The organism is Mycolicibacterium mageritense (genome assembly GCF_010727475.1).
GTDB classification, from domain to species: Bacteria; Actinomycetota; Actinomycetes; order Mycobacteriales; family Mycobacteriaceae; genus Mycobacterium; species Mycobacterium mageritense.
In genome coordinates this window covers 801,584-817,295 of sequence record NZ_AP022567.1, presented here as the reverse complement: position 1 = coordinate 817,295, position 15,712 = coordinate 801,584, and the positions used below count along the sequence as shown (strand labels likewise).

The following is a 15,712-nucleotide window of genomic DNA, read 5'->3' as shown; positions in this document are numbered from 1 at the left end:
CATGGATGGTCCAAAACGTTCTCTAAGTGGATTCTCAGTCCACCTGGGCAACCTTGTGGCCACCTACTTCGTTGGTTGAAGTAACTGCTCGACCGCTGATCCACCCATACAAGAGAAGAGCACTACAGCAGATGACGAATCACCCGAGGTATTCCCAGCCGCAGGAGCCGGGTCAGCATTCCGGCGCGCCCGGTTACCCGGGTGGCCGTCCCGATCCCTATCAGCAGCAGCCGTACGACTGGCGCTACGCGCGTCAGCCGCAGCAGCCTCAGCTGCCGCCCCAACCGCAGCCGCACCAGCCACCGCAGCAGACGCAGGCCTACCGCGGCGCGTACGACCCGTACCGGTCGTCTCCGCACATGCCGATCGCGCCGCAGCCCGTTGTGGTCAACAAGAAGCGGTCCAAGCTGGCCCTGGCCTCGGGTGCGCTCGCGGTGGCCGTGGTGTCGGCCGGCATCGGCGGTGGGGTGGCCACGCTGGTGCACGACGACCGCCCGAGCTTCGGCACCGGCCTCAACGGCGCGGCCCCGAGCATTCCCGCGGCGGCGCTGCCCGCCGGCTCGGTCGAGCAGGTGGCCGCCAAGGTGGTTCCGAGCGTGGTCAAGCTGGAGACCGATCTCGGCCGGGCCTCTGAAGAGGGCTCGGGCATCATCCTCACGGCCAACGGCCTGATCCTGACCAACAACCATGTCGTCGAGGGCGCCAAGCAAGGCCCCGGCGTGCCCGGCGGCGCACGCACCAAGGTGACCTTCTCCGACGGCACCACCAAGCCGTTCACCGTGGTGGGCACCGATCCCAGCAGTGACATCGCGGTGGTGCAGGCGCAGGACGTCTCCGGGCTCACCCCGATCACCCTCGGTTCCTCACAGAACCTGCGCGTGGGCCAGGACGTGGTGGCCATCGGCTCGCCGCTCGGCCTGGAAGGCACCGTGACCACCGGCATCGTCAGCGCGCTGAACCGGCCGGTCGCGGCGGGCGGTGACACCCGCAACCAGAACACCGTGCTCGACGCGATCCAGACCGACGCCGCGATCAACCCCGGTAACTCAGGTGGCGCTCTGGTCAACATGAACGGTGAACTCGTCGGCATCAACTCGGCGATCGCGACCATGGGCGGTGACTCACCGCAGGCGCAGAGCGGGTCGATCGGGCTCGGCTTCGCGATTCCCGTCGATCAGGCCAAGCGGATCGCCGACGAACTGATCCAGAACGGCTCGGCCTCGCACGCGTCGCTCGGTGTGCAGGTCAGCAACGACAAGACGACCGACGGCGCCAAGATCGTCGAGGTCACAAATGGTGGCGCGGCATCGGCTGCCGGGCTGCCGAGCGGCGTGGTGGTCACGAAGGTCGACGATCGGGTGATCAACAGCGCCGACGCTCTCGTTGCCGCGGTGCGGTCCAAAGCACCCGGTGACAAAGTCAGGTTGACCTACCTCGACCCTGCTGGCAAACCACAAACCATCGACGTCACGCTGGGTAAGGCTGAGCAGTGAGGACGCTGACCCAGCCCCAGGGCCAACTGTCGCTGCGAGTGGTCGCACCGCTGTCCGCCCCCGCATATACGGTTGCAGGCATGGAACAACCAGGGGAGTTGGTGGGCCGGGCACTTGTTGTCGTCGTCGACGATCGCACTGCTCACGGTGAAGAGGACCACAGCGGTCCGTTGGTCACGGAACTGCTCGGCGAAGCCGGGTTCGTGGTCGACGGCGTCGTCGTGGTCGCGGCCGACGAAGTCGAGATCCGCAACGCGTTGAACACAGCCGTCATCGGCGGCGTCGACCTCGTGGTGTCGGTCGGCGGCACTGGAGTCACACCGCGCGACGTGACCCCCGAGGCGACCACGGACATCCTCGACCGCGAACTGCTCGGCATTTCCGAAGCCTTGCGGGCATCCGGACTTTCCGCAGGCATCGTCGATGCAGGAGTGTCCCGCGGGCTTGCCGGAATCTCGGGAAGCACGCTCGTCGTGAACATCGCCGGCTCGCGGGCCGCGGTTCGCGACGGGATGGCCACGTTGAGCCCGCTGGCTGTGCAGATAATCGGCCAGCTATCAAGCTTGGAGATCTAACGAACCCGATTCGGTGGCCTTCGGCCACCGTTTTCGTTTGAGCTGGCGAATGCTGTGGGCGTGGGGCGAGAGGGTTACCAGCAGGTAAACAAGCTTCACAGCCAAAATGTGATCTCGTCACAAAGGGGAATTCCGATGAACGATCCGGCCAAAGCTTCACGCCGCACAGTTAACTCGATCTTCGGTGAGGTGCTTCCGGAGGTGCCGCCCGATGAACGCGACGTGTCTTCGCCAGACGACGACGACGCGCACGATCGGTGGTTGCGGAGCAATATTCCGCCTCACCATGAATGAGTCCAGATTCCGCTTTCAACGCCCAAAACGCGTGGTGGGAAGGTGTGATCTGGCTCATCGCTCGTTAGCAAGGCGAACCACATCACTCCATTGCCGGGTGACATAACTCCCAGCGTCCTGCCTTGCCCGCGGTGGTGCTCAGATGCCGCCAGCAAATTTTGATCGATCGACCGTATACAGGCTTGCTCATATGTGCTTGCGTTGCCGGTCGAATGCCTCCCCGTTATGTTCCTCGTGTCAACGATGAGCGAAACGTAAGAGCAACATGTGATCTGTCTAATTTCGGTCACATGAAGGTCTTGCAAGGTGTGTGGTTTTGCGTTAGGGCCGGGCACCACAAAACAACTCGGTGGCCACCGACTACGGTGACCACCGCGACATAGCTAGGGAGAACATGAAGGCAATCAGTCGGGTGCTGATCGCGATGGTTGCGGCGATTGCCGCGCTGTTCACGAGCACGGGCACCTCTCACGCAGGTCTGGACAACGAGCTGAGCCTGGTTGACGGCCAGGATCGGACGCTGACAATCCAGCAGTGGGATACGTTCCTCAACGGTGTGTTCCCCCTGGACCGCAACCGCCTGACCCGTGAGTGGTTCCACTCCGGCCGGGCCAAGTACATCGTCGCCGGCCCCGGCGCTGACGAGTTCGAGGGCACCCTGGAACTGGGTTACCAGATCGGTTTCCCCTGGTCGCTCGGCGTGGGCATCAACTTCAGCTACACCACGCCCAACATCCTGCTCGACGACGCCAACATCAACCCGCTGTCGGCCGGCTTCAACCCGCTGGGCCGGGTCATCACCCCGAACCTGTTCCCGGGTGTTTCGATCTCGGCTGACCTGGGCAACGGCCCCGGCATCCAGGAAGTAGCGACCTTCTCGGTCGACGTGAAGGGCCCCAACGGCGGTGTGGCGGTGTCCAACGCGCACGGCACCGTGACCGGTGCGGCCGGTGGTGTGCTGCTGCGTCCCTTCGCCCGCCTGATCGCCTCGACCGGTGACAGCGTCACCACCTACGGCGAGCCCTGGAACATGAACTGACATCTCCCAGGCAATACAAAACAGCCCCCGGCTCGCTCCGGGGGCTGTTTTGTGTTTCTCGAAACCTCGCTCAGGTTCGGTCCGCGCTCGTCGTCTCGGCGGTGTCCGGGCTCGGGCCGGTGCCGGGTCCGGTGACGTGCTTGCCGCTGGAGCCGTTGCCGTTTTCGGCCAAGAGGTCACGAATCTCGGTCAACAGGCTCAGCTCGGTGTCCTGGGCCTGCTCGACCTCGCCGCGCTCGCGCAACTTCTTGTACGGCAGCACGATCACGAAGTAGAGGACCGCAGCGACGAGCAGGAAGTTGATGGCCGCCGACACCACGGCGTTGAAGTCGACGAAGGTCTCAGGATCTCCGCCGAGAGAAATCTTGAGGATGCCGTATTCCTTGCCCGGTCCGGCGCCCACGCGGTCGATGAGGGGCTGGACGACCTTCTCGGTGAAGGCCGTAACGAGACCGGTGAACGCTGCGCCGATGACGACGGCGACGGCAAGGTCGATGACGTTGCCTCTGGAGAGGAACTCCTTGAAGCCTTTCAACATGCGCGAACCCTTCCTGGGCTGGTGCTATGAGTGGATGAGCCGAACATTAATCCAGTTCGCCGTGCGGCATCCGGTTTGAACTGCTAGCTTTCACGCGAATGTCGAATGTGGGTCCGAAAAGAAACGGAGCTGTGATGGTCCGGCGACGAATCCGGATGGTGTTGGCGGGATTGGCCTTCGGTATCGCAGCAATGGTCGCGATCGCGCCCGGCGCGGTCGCCGAGCCGGCGCAGCCCAGCCCGACCACTCCGGCGGCGCCGTCGGCGACATCGACCACCGACGAGCTGACTGACATGGTGCTCGAGGCGCTCGAACACGGGCCGGCACAGCCGCCTGCCCCGCGCTAATGCATGACGACGGTGACGGCCTGCACCAGGCCGGTTCCTGCCACCTCGGTGGCGGCTCGGGCCGGTAGCGCGACCAGCGCCACGCGATCAGTGCCGCTGCCCGTCCCCTTGGGTTTCTCGGACACCAGAACCACGACCGCGTCCGTTGCGACCACGAGCGGCCTGCTGTCCTCTTGTTCACCGCCGACCGTCAGCACGTCGACCACGTCGCCGGGCCGAATCATGTCCAGCAGTGCGGTATCCGCGAGATGTAAGGGCACGATCCGGGCATCCGGCCCAGCCGTCGCCTCGGCGAGCCGGGGGCCCAGCAAGCGCACGTCGGTGAGCACCTCGCCGCGCCGCACCGGCCCGGCGAGGGTGGTACCGATCACGGCGGCCAGCTCGGTCTGAGCGCCCTCGGGCAGCGTCGCCTTGCGGTGGCTCGCGAGCTGGACGTCGTCGGCCGTCAGTTCGACCCCGGGAGTGAGGTCACGGACCGCGACCGCGATGTCGGTGTACTCGCCGTGCGGATCGGACCGCACTGCGGCGACCGCGGCAAGCACGACCAACGCCGCCGCGGCGACCCTGCGGGCCGCGACGGTCTTCGACCAGTCAGGGCGCAACGCGGCCGTCAGCCGGTGAATCGGTGACGGATTGAGGGAAGCGGCCATGGCGCCACGTTAGGCACCTGCGCGGCGTCGCGGGAGGGGGTCGGCGCCCGCCTGTGGATAACTCCGGTCAGGTCAGCTGGAGGCTGCCGCGACAGGCGCGGAGCTCGAGCTGGTGCTCGACGAGCTCGAGCTGTCCGAGCTGGAGGACTTCTCGGAGGACGACGAGCTCGATGACTCGGAACTCTTCGACGAGCCGTTGGACGAGCTCTTGCCCGAGTCGCGGTTGTCGGTGCGGTAGAACCCGCTGCCCTTGAACACCACTCCCACCGAACCGAAGAGCTTGCGCAGCTTTCCGGAGCACTTGGGGCAGGTGGTCAGCGCATCATCGCTGAACGCCTGCACCGCGTCGAAGCGGTTGTCGCATTCGGTGCACGCATAGGAATAGGTAGGCACGAAAACCTCCGAGTTGGTCAAACTGGTTAGCACTCTACCGGCTCAAGTGCTAGAACCGCTATGTGGGGCGCGTCATTCCTTCGGGCGGATGGACCGTCCTGGTGGTGGCGCTCGTGGTCGCGGCCGTGCTCGGGGTGGCGTGGCTGCGGCGGGGCCCGGTGAGCCCGCCCGTCGGGCCACTGCCGGTTGGCACCGCGGACTACGCGGGCGCGCGCGCACAGCTCACACGTCTGCCCGTGAAGAGCTGGGACCGGCAGACCGATTTCGACCGGTCGGCCTTCGGTGAGGCCTGGAGCGACGACGTCGACGTCGAGTTCGGGCACAACGGCTGCAACACGCGCGACGACATCCTGCGCCGCGATCTCGCCGAGCTCGTGATCCGGCCCGGCACGTGCTACGCCCAGACCGGGGTGTTGCACGACCCGTACACCGGTGCGACGCTCCCGTTCGCCCGTGGCCCGCAGACCTCCGGCGCGGTCCAGGTCGACCACCTGGTGTCGTTGGCCGACGCCTGGTACAAAGGTGCTCGCGCATGGGATCCTGTGCGCCGCAGGAACTTTGCCAACGACCCGCGCAATCTGGTTGCTGTCGCGTCAAAGTCCAACTTCGACAAGGCGTTTCGCGACGCAGCGAGCTGGCTGCCGCCCAATGCGGCGTTTCGGTGCGAGTTCGTGGCCCGGCAGGTCGACGTGAAGGCGGCCTACGGGTTGTGGGTATCGGCCAAGGAGAGGACCGCGATGGCAGCGGTGCTCGACCACTGCTAGCCGTTGGCGGACAAGGACTTCCGATTCCCGGCGATCAACAGCGCACCCGCGGTGAAGATGGCCCACGCGCCGGATTTCGGAAGCAGTACGCCCGCCACGCCAGCCCACGCGGCAATCGTCCAGCCGAGCCAGCGGGGCACGGGTTGTCCGCGTCGCGTCATGTGCAGAACCAGTGCACCCAGCAGCCCGAACGGTACCCCGAAGCTGCCGGGGCTGAACCAGAACGCCTCGGCCTTGTCCAGCTGCTCGGGCGTGGGTTCCAACGTGACCGTGTTGACGATGCCCTCGTCGGCGATCTGCGACCACACCGGCTTTCGCGCCTTCGCGGCAAGCGACACGTGCGCCACGGCGCCGACGACGGCCAACCTGCCGCCCCATGCGGTAATGTTACGAGCGTTCACATGGGGGGATGTTAATGACGTTCACACCGGGCCGCAAGACCTATCACCACGGTGATCTGCGTCGGGCGCTGATCGCCGAGGCGCGCGCGCAACTCGCCGAGACCGGACCGGGCGACGTGACGCTGCGGGCGGTCGCCACGGCCGTCGGCGTATCGCCCGCGGCGTGCTACCGCCATTTCGCCGACAAAGAGGATCTCCTGGCCGCCGTGGCCGCCGAGGGTTTCGACGAGTTGACCGCGATCGCCGTCCGGGTCCGTACCGAAGGCCCGCCCGGCATCCAGACGTTGCACCGAATGACCTGTGCCTACATCGAATTCGCGGTGTCCGAACAGGCGTTGTACCGGTTGATGCGGGGTGCGATGTTCGGTGACCGCGCGCGGCACGCGACGCTCGTCGAGGCTGAGCGCCGGTTACGGGCGGAGGCCGAGGCGGCGCTGCGCTCGGCGCGTGAGGCGGGGGAGATCGCCGACCTGCCCATAGAAGACGTCACGCTCACGATCCACCTGATGATGCACGGACTCGCCGTGGCAGCCAGCGACGGTCAGGTGCCAGACACCGACGCCGCGGCCCTGTCCGAGCGGATCATGGCAGTTCTCGACACCGGGTTGCGGCCGCGGTAGCTCCAGGCCCGGACCTGCGTTCTTAGCGATCTCACAGCGGCTTTTTGCCACTATCTGGCCCTGTTCAGCGGTGGCAGAAACGAGACAGCTAGGGAGACGATGAGGGTCATCAGGCGCATGCTGATTGCGGCGGTCACGGTGATGACGGCAATGGTTGCCGCACTGGCGGGCGGTGGAACAGCCAACGCCGGCTTGGACGACGAGCTGAGCCTGGTTGACGGCCAGGATCGGACGCTGACAATCCAGCAGTGGGATACGTTCCTCAACGGTGTGTTCCCGTTGGACCGCAACCGGCTGACGCGGGAGTGGTTCCACTCCGGCCGGGCCAAGTACATCGTCGCCGGACCAGGTGCCGAGGAGTTCGAGGGCACGTTGGAGCTCGGCTATCAGATCGGTTTCCCGTGGTCGTTGGGTGTCGGCATCAACTTCAGCTACACCACGCCCAACATCCTGCTCGACGACGTCAACATCAACCCGCTGTCGGCCGGTTTCGATCCGCTGGCGCAGGTGATCACGCCGAATCTGTTCCCGGGTGTTTCGATTTCCGCCGATCTGGGTAACGGCCCTGGTATCCAGGAAGTGGCGACCTTCTCGGTCGACGTGAAGGGCCCGAGCGGGGGTGTGGCGGTGTCCAATGCGCACGGCACCGTGACCGGTGCGGCCGGTGGTGTGCTGCTGCGTCCGTTCGCCCGGCTGATCGCGTCGACCGGTGACAGTGTCACCACCTACGGGGAGCCCTGGAACATGAATTAGCCGTACGACCGCCGAAGGCCAGGCCGGTGCGCCGCCCACTACATCCCGTCACGCTCATCGTTGCTCCCGCTGACGGGGAGCGGCGTGCCGGCCCTCCGGATGTATTGGACAATCGGCCGTGATGAAGGTTTTGGTCGTCGACGACGAACCCGTGCTGGCGTCGACGCTGAGCATCGGGTTGCGGGCCGAGGGCTTTCTGGTGGTCGAGTCGTCCGACGGTGTCGACGGGCTGTGGCTGGCCGTCGAGCACAACTTCGACGTCGTCGTCCTCGACATCATGCTGCCGGGACTGAGCGGCTACGAGGTGCTGCGCCGCATGCGGGCCAAGAACGTGTGGACGCCCGTGCTGATGCTGACCGCCAAGGACGGCGAGTACGACCAGACCGACGCGTTCGACCTCGGGGCTGACGACTACCTGACCAAGCCGTTCTCGTTCCGGGTACTGGTCGCCCGGCTGCGGGCCCTCGTGCGGCGCTCGGTGCCGCGGCGGCCCACCGTGCTGAGTGCGGGAACGCTGACGCTGGACCCCGCGCGCCGGGTCGTCGAACGCGCCGGGACGGAGATCTCGCTGACGCCGCGAGAGTACGGGCTGCTCGAGTACCTGATGCGCAACAAGGACAACGTGGTCACCAAAACCGAGATCCTGCGCAACGTTTGGGACGCCCACCATCACGGACCGGACAATGTGGTCGAGGTGTACGTCGGTTATGTGCGGCGCAAGATCGACATCCCGTTCGGCACCAACACCATCGAGACCGTTCGCGGCGTGGGCTATCGGCTCGACTCGGGCGCGTACGACAGCGGCAGCTGAACGGTGACCCGCGTCCCGCCACCGGGCGATTCGCCGATGGCCACCGTGCCGCCATGTGCTGCAACGATTTCGCGGACGATGGCCAGCCCGAGGCCCGCGCCGCCTGCGCTGCGGGAGCGGTCCTGATCCAGCCGGACGAACCGGTCGAACACCCGGTCACGGTCGGCGACCGCGATGCCGGGCCCGTCGTCGTCGACCGTGAGGACGGCCTGTGTCTTGCGGGCGTGCAACTCGACGTCGATGGCCGTGGATGCGTGCCGCTCGGCATTGTCGAGCAGGTTGCGCAGCACGCGGGACAGCGCGGGCGCCGCGCCGCGCACCTGAGCCGGCTCGAGCGACGCGCGGACTCGCAACGCGCTGATCCGTTGCAGGCGATCCACTTCCGCCGCGGCGACGTCATCGAGGTCGACGTCGGTCGGGTTGGCGGCCAGCTGCTCTTCGTCGGCGCGGGCCAGCAACAGCAGATCCGCGACAAGCGCCTCCATGCGATGCGCTTCGGCCAGCGTGGATTTCGCCAGCTCCTGGTTGAGCTCGGGGTGCGCTGCGGCCACTTCCAGCGCCGAGATGATGCTCGCCAGCGGACTGCGCAGCTCGTGGGACGCGTCGCCGACGAACCGCTGTTGCGCGGTGTGCCCGGCTTCGATGCGCGCCAGCATCTCGTTCATCGTGACTGCCAGCGCCGCGATCTCGTCGCGGCTGCCCGGCACCGGCACGCGTTCGGTGAGATCCGACGTGCTGATGTCGGCAACGCGGGTCCGGATGTCGTCCACCGATCGCATCGACCGGCGCACCAGCAGGTAGGTGGCGGCCGCAGACACCGCGACCACGATGGGAGCCGCGATCGCCAGCGCGACGATGACGGTCTTGACCGTCGACGCGACCAGCAGACTGCCCTCGCCGACCAGCACGGTGTAGCGGCCGCCGACCCCGTCGACCGTCTGCGCGCTGAACCTGATCCGGCCGAAAGGCGATGCGTGCTCGGGCATCCCGATCCGGATGCCCTCGCCGACCTCGTCGATCGGGATCAGTGGCGTCCGCGGGGCCGACGACGAGCGTTCGACCACAGTCCCGCCGGCCGTGATGACCTGGACCGCGACGATGCGTTCGTCGGTGGCCATCAGTGCCGGATCGAGCGCGGTCGGTGGGGTGGTGCGCAGCGCGTCGGCGACGTCGACCACCCGGGTGGCCGCAGCGGTGTCAACGCCCGAGAGCATCGACCGGTACAGCACCGTGGCCAGTGCGGCCGCGGCCACGGCCAGGCTGACGAACACCACCGTCGCGGCCACGAACGCCGAACGGCCCGAGATGCTCCACGCGGCGGCTACTCCTCTTGGCATAACCGCCTAAGTGCATCACATCGGCGGGACTATGTCGGCTGGTGGCGCGGCACGATCATGACCGGCACCGGTGCGTGCCGCAGGATCTTGGCCGCGGCCGACCCGAGGAACACATGTGAGGTCTGCGCAGCCGCACCCGAGCCCATCACCAGCATGTCGCCGGCGGCCCACGGCACGCTCTGGACCGCGGAGTTCCAATCGTGCCCGGTGCCCACCACGACGTCTACGTCGGGAACGTCCATGCGCTCGCGAACCTCGTTGAGCCGCTTCACTATTTCGTCGTACGTGCGCTTCGACCACTGCTGGACGACGAGATCCTCGGCCGACGACTCGATGACGCCGGCGAACGCCACCACGTTGCGGACCGTGAACGACACGATGCGCAACGTCGCCGACCAGGCCTTGGCCAGTTCGGCCGCCGCCGGGATGAGCCCGTTGACATCGGCTTCGCCGCCGTATGACGCGGTGAGGCGACGGATGCGGCCCGCGCTCTGCGAGTAGCCGCGCGGCGCGATCGCCACGGGCATCTCGGCGGTGTGCACCAACCGCTCGGTCACGCTGCCCAGCGCGACCCGGCCCAGCAGGCCCGCCGACGATGAACCGACGACCACGAGGTTGGCCTGATGGGCCACGGCCAGCTCGAGCAAGCCGCTCGGGACCGAGGTGGATTGGTGTACCACCGTGGGGATTTCGACATCGCTCGGCAGTGCGCTGACCGCGCGATCGAGGATCTGGGTGGCCTGCGTGGTGATGTAGTCGAGGTACTCCTGTTCGACCGGGTCACCCTTGGGCGGCCACGGCCGCTCCACCACCGCGGCCGCCACCACCGAGTCGCCGGTCGAACGGGCGATCTGGGTTGCCAGGTGTAGGGGAGCGCTGCTGTGGCGGCTGGCGCTGAACGCCGCCAGGATCGTCATGAGGCCGGTTCCTCGGCGTGTGCCCGCACCACCACGTGGGTGACGGGGATCTGGTGATCGGTGCGCGCACGATCGACGACGTCGAAGCGCTCCCATACCGATTCCTCTGGCGGCAGCGTCGAGATCACGATCTGGTCGGGATGGAACGCGTCGACGGCCGCCGCCAGCGCCCGCAGCGGACGATAGTCACCCAGCTCTCCGTTGGCCTCGAGGTTCTCCGACCGCAGCGCCGTCAGGGTGTGGTCAAGCCGTTGCTGCGCAGCCTGTTTGGTGGCCTCCCAGACATCCAGCGGACTGTGCGTGGCGGCCACACCGGTTTCGATCGGGCTGGCGGGCACCACGACGTAGTAGGTCGCGTCCTTCTCGTCGCCGATGCGGCGCAACTCGTCGAGCAGCTCCTTGGATTCCACGGTCTGGTTGGCCAGCACCAGGACGCGGTGTGCCGCGGTGGTCGGTGCGACGCCCTCCACATGCGGGCGACGGCTGATGAACCACCGGTTGGCCAGGAACAGCAGGATCACCACGGCCCACGACAGCAGGCTCAGGATCAGCTGCGAGCGCACCTCCTCCTGCAGGTACATCTGCACCAGGATGGCCACCATGGCGACCGCGGTGAGGATGGACAGGAAGGGGAACAGCCACATCTTCACCTTGAGCTTGGAACCGTCTGTGCGGTACCGCAACACGATCTGGGACAGTGCGATCAGCAGGTAGACGAACAGGATGATGGCGCCGCTGGAGTTCAGCAGGAACGCGAAGATCGTCTTCTCGGAGAATGCCGCCGCGATCACACACAGGAAGCCGATCACCGACGAGGTCAGGATCGCGGCCGCCGGGACGCCCCGGCGCGTGACACTGACCAGCTGCGCGGGCGCCTCACGCCGGGCGGCCAGCACGAACAGCATGCGCGACGCGGTGTACATGCCCGAGTTCAGGCAGCTCAGCACCGCGGTGAGCACCACGGCGTTCATGATGTGGTCGGCGTAGGGAATGCCCATCTCGGTGAACGCGGAGACGAACGGCGACGCCGCGAGATTCTCGCTGTTCCACGGCAGGATCGTGACGAGCAGGAACGCCGAACCCACGAAGAACACCGCGATACGCAGGATCACCGAGTTCGCGGCCTTTGCAACGGCGCGCTCCGGATCGGACGATTCGGCCGCGGCGATGGTCGCGATCTCGGCGCCCACCATCGAGAAGATCACCGTCACCACGCCGACCGTGACGGCCATGGGCCCGAACGGGAAGAACCCGCCGTGGTCGGTGAGGTTGGAGAAGTCCATGTCCTTGTGCGGCCACAGGCCGATGACGTACAGCGAGCCCAAGCCGATGAACGCGAGGATCGCCGCGACCTTGATGCCGGCGAACCAGTATTCGAACTCACCGAACGACGACACCGAGAACAGGTTGGTCGCCGTCATCGCGATCAACAGCAGCAGGGCTGTCAGCCAGATCGGGACACTCACCCAGTACTGGATGATCTTGGCGCCCGCGATGGCTTCGAAGCCCACCACGATCACCCAGAAGTACCAGTACAGCCAGCCGACCGAGAACCCCGCCCAGTTGCCCATGGCGTTACGGGCATAGTCAGCGAAGGAGCCGGTGGACGGATTGGCCACCGCCATCTCGGCCAGCATCCGCATGACCATGATGATCAGCACGCCTGCCAGCGCATAGGTGATGAACGAGCCTGGGCCGGTGGCACCGATCACCACCCCGGATCCGACGAACAGGCCGGCGCCGATCACGCCGCCGATGGCGATCATCGTCAACTGTCGTTGGCTGAGCGCCTTTTTCAGTGCTGGGGCTTCGCCCATTTTCGGTCACCGACTCTTCCGTGTGAAGTGAGGCAGGTCACAAGTTCGTAGAAGAGGAACGCTATGCCCGATACGGGTGTCCGGTGGGCGAAATTGGGGGTGAACCTGTACGAAATTTGGCCGACCCGTTCAGACACCTGTCGGACGGATCGGCACCGGCGCACGGGACCGGTACAGCTTCGCGAAGTGCGCCAACCGCAGGCTCAACATCAACTCGAACCGGATCTCGCCGTCGCCGAGGTCGCCGCCGATGGCCTCGGTGAGCTTCTCCAACCGGTAATACAGCGAGGACCGGTGCAGGTGCAGCTCCTCGGCGGTGCGGCGCGCGTCGCCGCCGTTGGCGAGGTAGACGTCGAGCGTGTGGATCAGGTCGTCGCGGCCCTGTTCGATGAGCCCGATGACGCCCGGGTGTACCAGGCCACCGAGCTCGGCGGTGCCGTACGCCTCGGCCAGCAGGGCCAGCGTCTTCCAGGAGCCGAGCTCCGACCATGACGAGACCTGCGCGCCGGTGGCCCGGATCTGGGCCAGCGTCAGGGCCAGCTTGGCCTGCCGAAAGGCAAGGGCCGCTTGGGTTATGGGTAGCCGTTGACCGGATGAGCCGATCGCGGGGCTGGCACCGTACACGGCCGCGACGGCGTTGACGACGCTGTCCGCCACGGTGGGATCCTGCGAAGCCGGCGCGGTGACCGCGAGCACCGTCATCGGCGGACCCGTCATGGTGAACCACGTTGCCGACCGGTCGGTCGCCGACAACCGGAACCGCAGCGCCATGCTGCGATCGACCGGATCGGCCTTGTCGTGGGGTTCGAACACGAACACGCCGACCTGGGCGTCGGGTTGCACCAGGTTCCTGGCCTGCAGTTCGCGCAGCGTCCGCTCGGCGCGCTCGGGTGTGTCGGCCGCGAGCAACCGGCTCAGCAGCTCGTATTGCGCGGATTCCTGCGCCCGCATCGCGGCGTTGCGCCGATCGAGCACGGCCAGCAGGTCGGCGCCCGCGGTCACGGCCAGCCGCTGGCCCCCTTCCGACAGCGTGGCCTCCGGATCCAGGATCCACAGGTATCCGAAGCGTTCGGCGGCCGAGCGCACCGGCACGCAGAACCGCGGCATGAGCCCGTGCTCCGGGAACGCCGGAGTCCACAGCGCCGCCGATGCGGTACCGATGCCGTGGTCGAACAGTGCGGCCTTGACCTCGGCGCGGGTCTCCCGCTGCAGGACGCTGTATACCCGCACGTCGTCGAGTTCGCCGAGCTGACGGCTGTGCGTGATTGGGGTGAGCTCTTCGTCGTCGAGCAGGACGGCCCGGTCCACGGACTGCGCGAGGACATCGACGATCAGCTGGATGCGCGCGCTGAAATCTACCGGGGCGGACACGTGCTGATTGTCGTACTACTCAGCTGTTCAGGCACACCAAGCCCCGGTTCGGGGTCAGTGCGTGCGTCATGCGCACATCGTGCGGTTCGGCGGGGAGCTCGTCGACGAGTTCGTCGTCACGCACGACCGCGACCAGTTTCGCGGAGGGTGCCGCGGCAGCCAGCGTGCGGTCGTAGAAACCGGCGCCGCGGCCCAGCCGCACGCCCGCGCGGTCCACGGCCAACGCGGGCACCAGGATCACGGCGGCTTCGCCGACCGCCTCGGTCGGCAGCCACGGCGGCGCGGGTTCGCGCAACCCGAACCCGGCCTGGATCAGGGTGCCCGGCACGTAATCGCCCCACTGCAGCGGCAGGCCGACCCCGTTCACATCGGTGTGCGAGACCGGAAGCAGTACGCGCACACCGACTTCCAGCAGAGTGTCGAGCATGGCGGGGGAGCCGGGTTCTGCGCCAACCGGCACATAGGCGCAGACCGTCTGCCCGGCCGTGACCAGTGCGGGCAGCCAACCGCGCAACGCGTCGGCCTCGGCGTCGCGCACAGCCCGGGGCAACGCCCGCCGGGCCCGTAGTAATCCGCTGCGCAGCTCGGCTTTTGTCAGTGGGGCCACGCCCTACACCATTTCAGAGTGGGCGTTACTGTGTGAACGATGACGACGCCTTCCAAGGCCCCTGAGGTGCCTATTCCGCATACCGCTGTCGTCCCGGCTGCCGGTCTGGGAACACGCTTTCTCCCGGCGACGAAGACCGTCCCCAAAGAGTTGCTGCCGGTGGTCGACACCCCTGGCATCGAGCTGGTCGCCGCCGAGGCCGCGGAGGCCGGCGCCGAGCGGCTGATCATCATCACCTCTGAGGGTAAGGACGGTGTCGTCGCGCACTTCGTCGAGGATCTCGTGCTCGAGGGCACTCTTGAGGCCCGCGGCAAGGTGAAGATGTTGGAGAAGGTGCGCCGGGCACCCGCACTGATCAAGGTCGAATCTGTGGTTCAGGCCGAGCCGCTGGGCCTCGGCCACGCGGTCAGCTGTGTCGAGAGCAGCCTGGGGCCCGACGAAGACGCCATCTCGGTGCTGCTGCCCGACGATCTGGTGCTGCCGACCGGCGTGCTGGAGACCATGTCCAAGGTGCGGGCCAAGCGCGGCGGCTCGGTGCTGTGCGCGATCGAGGTTCCGGGCGACGCGATCAGTGCCTACGGCGTGTTCGACGTCGAGACCGTCCCGGACGCGGCGAACCCCAACGTGCTGCGCGTCAAGGGCATGGTCGAGAAGCCGAAGGCCGCCGATGCGCCGTCCCCGTACGCCGCGGCCGGCCGCTATGTCTTGGACCGGGCCATTTTCGACGCTCTGCGCCGTGTCACGCGCGGTGCGGGCGGCGAGATCCAGCTCACCGACGCCATTGCGCTGCTGATCGAGGAAGGCCACCCGGTGCACGTCGTGGTGCACCGCGGCGCTCGACACGACCTGGGAAATCCCGGCGGCTACCTGAAGGCTGCGGTTGACTTTGCGTTGGAACGTGACGACTACGGCCCGGAATTGCGGCAGTGGTTGGTCGAACGATTGGGCCTGGCCGAACCGGAGAGCCAGCAGTAGCGCGAGCAAG

The 15,712-nt window shown here is 66.9% G+C and carries 19 protein-coding genes; 10 read left to right on the top strand and 9 right to left on the bottom strand.

All coding sequences use genetic code 11. From position 1 onward, the window contains the following. Positions 1-131: 131 nt before the first annotated feature. The 4 genes from G6N67_RS03955 to G6N67_RS03945 all read left to right on the top strand — a co-directional run bounded on the left by G6N67_RS03955 (position 132) and on the right by G6N67_RS03945 (position 3,401). Complete coding sequence (locus G6N67_RS03955; RefSeq protein WP_036438205.1) at positions 132-1,493, top strand: S1C family serine protease; 1,362 nt, start codon at positions 132-134, stop codon at positions 1,491-1,493. 80 nt (positions 1,494-1,573) lie between these two features. Then, on the top strand, positions 1,574-2,068 hold the full coding sequence (locus tag G6N67_RS03950; RefSeq protein WP_179976800.1) for a MogA/MoaB family molybdenum cofactor biosynthesis protein: 495 nt from the start codon (positions 1,574-1,576) through the stop codon (positions 2,066-2,068). 135 nt (positions 2,069-2,203) lie between these two features. After that, complete coding sequence (locus tag G6N67_RS38755) at positions 2,204-2,362, top strand: hypothetical protein (protein WP_165572182.1); 159 nt, start codon at positions 2,204-2,206, stop codon at positions 2,360-2,362. Between the two features lie 394 nt (positions 2,363-2,756). Further along, positions 2,757-3,401 carry a porin MspA gene (locus tag G6N67_RS03945; RefSeq protein ID WP_036438203.1) on the top strand — a complete coding sequence of 215 codons (645 nt, stop codon included), beginning with the start codon at positions 2,757-2,759 and terminating at the stop codon, positions 3,399-3,401. A gap of 70 nt (positions 3,402-3,471) precedes the next feature. Here the strand turns inward: G6N67_RS03945 and mscL are convergent, their stop codons facing one another. Then, positions 3,472-3,939 carry a large-conductance mechanosensitive channel protein MscL gene (gene mscL, locus G6N67_RS03940; RefSeq protein WP_036438201.1) on the bottom strand — a complete coding sequence of 156 codons (468 nt, stop codon included), beginning with the start codon at positions 3,937-3,939 and terminating at the stop codon, positions 3,472-3,474. A 134-nt stretch (positions 3,940-4,073) separates the two neighbouring features. On the opposite strand from mscL, the gene G6N67_RS03935 reads away from it, so the two are divergent. Continuing rightward, positions 4,074-4,286, top strand: coding sequence for a hypothetical protein (locus G6N67_RS03935; RefSeq protein WP_036438199.1), 213 nt, complete (start codon positions 4,074-4,076; stop codon positions 4,284-4,286). Here G6N67_RS03935 and G6N67_RS03930 read toward each other — a convergent pair. Then, positions 4,283-4,936 carry an SAF domain-containing protein gene (locus G6N67_RS03930; protein WP_036438197.1) on the bottom strand — a complete coding sequence of 218 codons (654 nt, stop codon included), beginning with the start codon at positions 4,934-4,936 and terminating at the stop codon, positions 4,283-4,285. The two genes, G6N67_RS03935 and G6N67_RS03930, sit on opposite strands and share 4 nt — an antisense overlap. 72 nt (positions 4,937-5,008) lie before the next feature. After that, entirely contained in the window at positions 5,009-5,329 is a 321-nt protein-coding gene (locus tag G6N67_RS03925) for an FmdB family zinc ribbon protein (RefSeq protein WP_036438194.1), read from the bottom strand. Positions 5,330-5,391: 62 nt separating this feature from the next. Between G6N67_RS03925 and G6N67_RS03920 the strand changes: the two genes are divergently transcribed. Then, positions 5,392-6,093, top strand: a complete 702-nt coding sequence (locus tag G6N67_RS03920) for an HNH endonuclease family protein (protein WP_230023780.1) — start codon at positions 5,392-5,394, stop codon at positions 6,091-6,093. Here G6N67_RS03920 and G6N67_RS03915 read toward each other — a convergent pair. Then, positions 6,090-6,494 (bottom strand): DUF6463 family protein, encoded by a 405-nt coding sequence (locus G6N67_RS03915; RefSeq protein WP_131524797.1) that lies wholly within the window; start codon positions 6,492-6,494, stop codon positions 6,090-6,092. The genes G6N67_RS03920 and G6N67_RS03915 overlap by 4 nt on opposite strands. 14 nt (positions 6,495-6,508) lie before the next feature. Between G6N67_RS03915 and G6N67_RS03910 the strand changes: the two genes are divergently transcribed. From G6N67_RS03910 to G6N67_RS03900, 3 genes are all read left to right on the top strand, one after another. After that, positions 6,509-7,114: a TetR/AcrR family transcriptional regulator gene (locus tag G6N67_RS03910; protein WP_036438192.1), complete on the top strand. Its 606-nt coding sequence runs from the start codon at positions 6,509-6,511 to the stop codon at positions 7,112-7,114. A gap of 99 nt (positions 7,115-7,213) precedes the next feature. Continuing rightward, positions 7,214-7,867, top strand: coding sequence for a porin MspA (locus G6N67_RS03905; RefSeq protein WP_036438190.1), 654 nt, complete (start codon positions 7,214-7,216; stop codon positions 7,865-7,867). 121 nt (positions 7,868-7,988) lie between these two features. Continuing rightward, entirely contained in the window at positions 7,989-8,678 is a 690-nt protein-coding gene (locus G6N67_RS03900; protein ID WP_036438188.1) for a response regulator transcription factor, read from the top strand. Here the strand turns inward: G6N67_RS03900 and G6N67_RS03895 are convergent. From G6N67_RS03895 to G6N67_RS03875, 5 genes are all read right to left on the bottom strand, one after another. Beyond that, the gene (locus G6N67_RS03895) at positions 8,639-10,015 is read right to left on the bottom strand and encodes a sensor histidine kinase (RefSeq protein WP_036438186.1); all 1,377 of its coding nucleotides are present in this window, start codon (positions 10,013-10,015) and stop codon (positions 8,639-8,641) included. The genes G6N67_RS03900 and G6N67_RS03895 overlap by 40 nt on opposite strands. A 29-nt stretch (positions 10,016-10,044) precedes the next feature. Next, a complete protein-coding gene (locus G6N67_RS03890; protein WP_036438185.1) occupies positions 10,045-10,932 on the bottom strand; it encodes a universal stress protein in 888 nt (295 codons plus the stop codon). Next, the gene (locus tag G6N67_RS03885) at positions 10,929-12,749 is read right to left on the bottom strand and encodes an amino acid permease (RefSeq protein ID WP_036438183.1); all 1,821 of its coding nucleotides are present in this window, start codon (positions 12,747-12,749) and stop codon (positions 10,929-10,931) included. The genes G6N67_RS03890 and G6N67_RS03885 overlap by 4 nt, the downstream gene beginning before the upstream one ends. A 129-nt stretch (positions 12,750-12,878) precedes the next feature. After that, positions 12,879-14,120, bottom strand: a complete 1,242-nt coding sequence (locus G6N67_RS03880) for a PucR family transcriptional regulator (protein ID WP_036438181.1) — start codon at positions 14,118-14,120, stop codon at positions 12,879-12,881. A gap of 19 nt (positions 14,121-14,139) precedes the next feature. After that, entirely contained in the window at positions 14,140-14,727 is a 588-nt protein-coding gene (locus G6N67_RS03875) for a 5-formyltetrahydrofolate cyclo-ligase (protein ID WP_036438180.1), read from the bottom strand. Between the two features lie 39 nt (positions 14,728-14,766). On the opposite strand from G6N67_RS03875, the gene G6N67_RS03870 reads away from it, so the two are divergent. Then, positions 14,767-15,702: a UTP--glucose-1-phosphate uridylyltransferase gene (locus tag G6N67_RS03870; RefSeq protein WP_051579076.1), complete on the top strand. Its 936-nt coding sequence runs from the start codon at positions 14,767-14,769 to the stop codon at positions 15,700-15,702. The last annotated feature ends 10 nt before the right edge of the window (positions 15,703-15,712 follow it).

Coding starts and splice junctions, on each gene's coding strand:
- G6N67_RS03955 (WP_036438205.1), top strand. CDS start 132: ATGACGAATCACCCGAGGTATTCCCAGCCGCAGGAGCCGGGTCAGCAT.
- G6N67_RS03950 (WP_179976800.1), top strand. CDS start 1,574: ATGGAACAACCAGGGGAGTTGGTGGGCCGGGCACTTGTTGTCGTCGTC.
- G6N67_RS38755 (WP_165572182.1), top strand. CDS start 2,204: ATGAACGATCCGGCCAAAGCTTCACGCCGCACAGTTAACTCGATCTTC.
- G6N67_RS03945 (WP_036438203.1), top strand. CDS start 2,757: ATGAAGGCAATCAGTCGGGTGCTGATCGCGATGGTTGCGGCGATTGCC.
- mscL (WP_036438201.1), bottom strand. CDS start 3,939: ATGTTGAAAGGCTTCAAGGAGTTCCTCTCCAGAGGCAACGTCATCGAC.
- G6N67_RS03935 (WP_036438199.1), top strand. CDS start 4,074: ATGGTCCGGCGACGAATCCGGATGGTGTTGGCGGGATTGGCCTTCGGT.
- G6N67_RS03930 (WP_036438197.1), bottom strand. CDS start 4,936: ATGGCCGCTTCCCTCAATCCGTCACCGATTCACCGGCTGACGGCCGCG.
- G6N67_RS03910 (WP_036438192.1), top strand. CDS start 6,509: ATGACGTTCACACCGGGCCGCAAGACCTATCACCACGGTGATCTGCGT.
- G6N67_RS03905 (WP_036438190.1), top strand. CDS start 7,214: ATGAGGGTCATCAGGCGCATGCTGATTGCGGCGGTCACGGTGATGACG.
- G6N67_RS03900 (WP_036438188.1), top strand. CDS start 7,989: ATGAAGGTTTTGGTCGTCGACGACGAACCCGTGCTGGCGTCGACGCTG.
- G6N67_RS03895 (WP_036438186.1), bottom strand. CDS start 10,015: ATGCCAAGAGGAGTAGCCGCCGCGTGGAGCATCTCGGGCCGTTCGGCG.
- G6N67_RS03890 (WP_036438185.1), bottom strand. CDS start 10,932: ATGACGATCCTGGCGGCGTTCAGCGCCAGCCGCCACAGCAGCGCTCCC.
- G6N67_RS03885 (WP_036438183.1), bottom strand. CDS start 12,749: ATGGGCGAAGCCCCAGCACTGAAAAAGGCGCTCAGCCAACGACAGTTG.
- G6N67_RS03870 (WP_051579076.1), top strand. CDS start 14,767: ATGACGACGCCTTCCAAGGCCCCTGAGGTGCCTATTCCGCATACCGCT.